This is a genomic window from uncultured Candidatus Thioglobus sp. (assembly GCF_963981275.1).
Lineage (GTDB): Bacteria > Pseudomonadota > Gammaproteobacteria > PS1 > Pseudothioglobaceae > Thioglobus_A.
This window is the reverse complement of sequence record NZ_CAXCCZ010000073.1, coordinates 1-1,613: the sequence shown is the minus strand read 5'-3', so window position 1 is coordinate 1,613 and position 1,613 is coordinate 1. Positions and strand designations below refer to the sequence as shown.

At 40.1% G+C, this 1,613-nt stretch carries 4 protein-coding genes; 2 read left to right on the top strand and 2 right to left on the bottom strand.

Annotated elements, in window-relative coordinates:
• Both ABNR88_RS07260 and ABNR88_RS07255 read left to right on the top strand, forming a co-directional pair.
• On the top strand, positions 1 to 276 hold a 276-nt coding region (locus tag ABNR88_RS07260), incomplete at its 5' end, for a S24 family peptidase (protein WP_348670263.1).
• Positions 277 to 278: 2 nt separating this feature from the next.
• Positions 279 to 497: a DUF2798 domain-containing protein gene (locus ABNR88_RS07255; protein ID WP_291929315.1), complete on the top strand. Its 219-nt coding sequence runs from the start codon at positions 279 to 281 to the stop codon at positions 495 to 497.
• Between the two features lie 32 nt (positions 498 to 529).
• Here ABNR88_RS07255 and pgeF read toward each other — a convergent pair whose 3' ends face one another.
• A complete protein-coding gene (pgeF, locus tag ABNR88_RS07250; RefSeq protein WP_348670262.1) occupies positions 530 to 1,282 on the bottom strand; it encodes a peptidoglycan editing factor PgeF in 753 nt (250 codons plus the stop codon).
• Positions 1,269 to 1,613 (bottom strand): pseudouridine synthase (locus ABNR88_RS07245; protein ID WP_348670261.1); only part of this gene is annotated, 345 nt, incomplete at its 5' end. The genes pgeF and ABNR88_RS07245, both read right to left, overlap by 14 nt.

The window sequence follows — 1,613 nt, the reverse complement described above, 5'->3', positions numbered from 1 at the left end:
CCTGGTATGGCGGTGCATAATCGGGCTTATGCGGTTATTCGCTATGAAGATGATCTGTATTTTCGCCAGTACATTGAGCGCGGTGGGGATAAATTCTTAGTGCCTTTAAATACACAGCATGATGAAATCGAGCTTAAGGGTAAGTTTGAGGTGGTGGGCTGTGTGATTCAACAAAAGCAGCGCAAGCAAAAACCACTGCATTATTATCATTTGAATACAGATACCAAGCAAATGGATTTTAGCATTAGTGGAAAAGTTAAGGCTAAAGAAGAGTAACCATGGAAAAGAAAGTGCATTTAATTTTTAGCATTGTGATGTCGGCTTTTATGATTTTTATCATGTCTTTTGTAGTGACCTACATGAACATCGGCTGGGTTGATCAAACTATTGAAAAATGGCTAACGAGTTTTGTGTATGCTTGGATAGTAGGATTTCCATTATTATTTATCTTTGCACCAATCTTCAAAAAAGCAATCATCAAATCCCTAACTAAGTAGCAATTTGGAGGAAGGCCTTGCCTTCCTCCAAATTACTCCATCCAAATTAAATGCGCCATGCGTCCTGATTGAGCGCCATCTCGACGATATGAAAAATAATCAGCTGATTGTGTGTATGTACACTCATCGCCACCACTGATATTTTTAACACCTAAGTCATTTAAAATAATGCTTGCTGCTTGGTAGATGTCGAGCTTGTATTTATCTTTAAACGGAATAAATGCTTTTTCAAGCGTTTGACTCTTATTTACAAATTGATCGAAAACATCCTGACCCACTTCAAAATTCTCTTGAGAAATGGCCGGACCAAAATGCACCAACAAATCTTGCTGATTGAACTTGGCAATTGTGGCTTCAATAATGCCGTTTAACACACCCTTCCAGCCTGCATGAGCTACAGCTACTTGTGTACCAGAATGATTAGAGATAAAAATTGGCAAGCAATCAGCTGTGAGCACTGCGCAAACGACACCTTTTTCTTTGGTGATAACAGCATCTCCCACACACTCTGCACTTGAAGCATCCAGACAAATATTAGAATGAACCTGCTCTAAATATTTTGGCTCAGCAGGTAGATTAAACCGCTGAATTAATTGTGCTCGATTATTAGCCACTATTTGCGGATTATCACCAACGTGTGTAGCTAAATTAAAATCTGTATATCCTGTTTTATCTGAGCAGGCCTTGCCTGCTCCGTTGAAATAACGAGTGGTAGAAATTAGCTGAACATTGCCAGGAAAATTGGCTTTCAAAGAGGGTTTGTTTTTGTCGCTAGATTGAGTCAAACTCGCCTAATACTTTTAATAAGTCTTGTAAGTCTTGTGGCAGTGGTGCTTTCCAAGAAATTTCCTCCCCAGAAATCGGATGCACCAAACTGAGTTTTTTGGCGTGAAGCGCTTGGCGATTAAAGCGCTTAAGCGTTTCTTTAAGTTTTTCATTAGCCTTTTTGGGGAAGCGTATCTTGCCGCCATACATAGGATCGGCCACTAATGGATGTTCAATATGCGACATATGCACGCGGATTTGATGCGTACGCCCCGTTTCCAAAATACATTTCACATGGGTATGATGAGCAAAACGATCAATCACGCGATAGTGTGTTACCGCATCTTTACC